This is a genomic window from Yoonia sp. (assembly GCF_017854415.1).
Taxonomy (GTDB): domain Bacteria; phylum Pseudomonadota; class Alphaproteobacteria; order Rhodobacterales; family Rhodobacteraceae; genus Yoonia.
This window is the reverse complement of record NZ_JAFMHR010000217.1, coordinates 1-2,826: the sequence shown is the minus strand read 5'-3', so window position 1 is coordinate 2,826 and position 2,826 is coordinate 1. Positions and strand designations below refer to the sequence as shown.

General features: G+C 50.6%; 2 protein-coding genes and 1 pseudogene. 1 reads left to right on the top strand and 2 read right to left on the bottom strand.

The annotated features are described in order from the left end of the window. Positions 1–182: 182 nt before the first annotated feature. Both QZ197_RS15650 and QZ197_RS15645 read right to left on the bottom strand, forming a co-directional pair. Complete coding sequence (locus tag QZ197_RS15650; protein WP_296433134.1) at positions 183–1,709, bottom strand: alanine/glycine:cation symporter family protein; 1,527 nt, start codon at positions 1,707–1,709, stop codon at positions 183–185. Between the two features lie 42 nt (positions 1,710–1,751). Further along, entirely contained in the window at positions 1,752–2,207 is a 456-nt protein-coding gene (locus tag QZ197_RS15645; protein WP_296433132.1) for a universal stress protein, read from the bottom strand. Positions 2,208–2,578: 371 nt separating this feature from the next. Between QZ197_RS15645 and QZ197_RS15640 the strand changes: the two are divergent. Further along, a pseudogene (locus QZ197_RS15640) lies at positions 2,579–2,826 on the top strand (transposase); the annotation flags it as partial.

The window sequence follows — 2,826 nt, the reverse complement described above, 5'->3', positions numbered from 1 at the left end:
GGGGCGAAGCTGCCCTTTGCTGCGAATGCCTGCATTGCGGTACGGTGCCGGAGGCGCACGAGCTTCTTTTGCAAAACTGAACATAATTCATGCCAGCCATGACAACCCAAGCCATTCATGTTCGATCCAAAAAAGAGGCCGCGGCTTTCGCCAGCGGCCTCTCCACTTTCTTGTGTTCAGGTCTAGTGCGTGAACTTCTTGATCTCGCCTGACTTCAGACGTGCACTGTAAGACACCAGCTCTGTCCGTACCACTTTCATCAGGAAGTACAGGCAGAAGATGTTGACCACCGCCATCGCAAAGATCGCCGCATCAGAGAAGTCGATGACAGGTCCAAGGCTGGCTGCCGCACCGATGACAATGAAGATACAAAAGATGATCTTGAAGATCAGTTCTGTCGTCTTGCCTTCGCCGAACAGATACGTCCACGCCTTCAATCCATAGTAGGACCAAGAGATCATGGTAGAGAACGCGAACAAGATAACCGCAATCGCCAGAACGAACGGGAACCAGCTGATGGCTGAACCGAACGCAGCCGATGTCAGTGCGACACCGCTGTTGCCGTCAATCGTTGCAATGGCTGTACCAGCTTCGTTCAGGACATAGTTGCCCGTCGCTTCATCAATGATCAACTGCTGTGAAATGATGATGACCAAAGCTGTCATCGTACAGATCACAACAGTATCGATCAGTGGCTCAAGCAACGAAACGAAACCCTCGGTGATTGGCTCTTTGGTTTTCACCGCCGAGTGTGCGATCGCCGCAGAACCAACGCCCGCTTCGTTCGAAAACGCAGCGCGTTTAAAACCCTGGATCAACGCACCAACGAAACCGCCCGCAACACCAAGTCCGGTGAATGCGCCGACAAAGATCTGGCTAAAGGCCCAACCGATCATATCGTAGTTTACGATCAGAACGACGAGCGATGCGCCAACATAGAGAATCCCCATGAACGGAACAACTTTCTCTGTGACCTTGGCAATGGATTTGATGCCACCAACGATGACAGCAAAGACGACAGTCGCAAAGACAACGCCCGTAATCCAACCGGGAAAATCGCCAGTGATCTGTGTGATCTGCGCATGCGCTTGGTTGGCTTGGAACATGTTTCCGCCCCCCAAAGCACCAAGGATGCAAAAAATAGAGAACATCACCGCAAGGATTTTCCCACCCGGCAAACCTAGCTCATCAAAGCCCTTTGAGATGTAATACATTGGACCACCAGACACGGTGCCATCAGGGTATTCATTGCGATATTTCACGCCCAGCGTACATTCGGTGAACTTTGATGCCATGCCCAGCAAACCCGCAAGGATCATCCAGAAGGTAGCGCCCGGTCCGCCGATACCGACCGCCACGGCAACACCAGCAATGTTGCCAAGGCCAACGGTACCCGACAGGGCAGTTGCAAGCGCTTGAAAGTGGCTAACTTCGCCTGCGTCATTCGGGTCAGAATAGTCGCCTTTGACCAAGCTGATTGCATGACCAAAGAAGCGGAATTGCACCGCGGCGAAGTAAATTGTAAATACGCTAGCACCAATAACCAACCACATCACAATCCAAGGAAAGTTCGTGCCAGGAATGGCCATAAAGATAAAGTTGACGAACCAGCCGGTAGCACCCGCGAATATTTCGTTCACGCGGGCATCCAGTGACCCGGCGACCTCTTGTGCCTGAGCAGGCATCGCAAGGGCTAGATAGGCTGTCATCGCTAAAAAGAGAGAATATAACTTTTTCTTTTGAAATGTTCCTTATGCGACAACAGTGACAGGAACGCGCGCGTTCATGACAAGGTTTGCGGTTGAACTGCCAAACAAGCGCGAAGTGATGCCACCGGCGCTTGAACGTGCGACGATAATCTGAGACGCACCTTCAGAATGAGCAATGTTGTCGATCGTGTCTGCGACATCGCCATGGCGCACAATCGCGCGTGCGGTCAGGCCAGCCTTTTTGAGAGAGGCCACGGCCGGATCGACGACCCGTTCCATTGCGATTGAAATTTCTTCTTCACGTCGTTTGTGTCGTTGCGCATTTTCCTCCGCAGTCTGGAAGGAAAACGGTGACCATTCGATCACATAGACGACGATTAATTCACAACTGGCGCTGTTTGCCGCTATGCTCTTGGCAAATTCAAGGGCCTTTTCCCCCGAGCTTTGTCCATCAAGACCGATTACTAATTTTATGGTTTTGTCCCCATTTTCTGTCATTTGACGAGGCTTTGTTGATTATAATGCGTCAAAATGCGCAAATTTATTGTTAAGCCTAAAAGTAGGCTATCGAATGAAGTTCCACCGGTCCATTGGTTTGTAAAACACTGCAGCGCCCAAAATTTGATATTTGGTTGTCGTCGCTCGCGCGCGCAATGAACTGCAAAGTCTGGCTAAATGACTGCATGAGAGTGAATTTCGATAGTAATTGGACTTCAATGAACACCTATTGATTGGGGAGTCCCAAAATCACAGGAGTTATTTGAGCATCGTGCAGCACTTGTCTTTTTGGTTAATTCTGTTGGAAAAACTCTTGTTGATTTGAAAGCCTTTGGCTGATTCAATTCCTCTATAAAGGCGGGAATTTGGCGGTGATGGGACCGAACCAGGAGGCACAGACGGCGCTGTTTTATGGGTTTTCGCTGAACAACCACGTCCCTCAAAATCATCTTCTGCGTTCGATTGACCGGTTCGTCGATCTGAGCGACATCTGCCTATCTGTCCGAGTTTTGCAGCCACACAGGCCGCTCATCGATTGATGCTGGGCTGCTGATCCGGATGCTTTTGGTTGGCCTTTGCTTCGGTATCAGGTCAGAACGCCGTCTGTGCGAAGAGGTCC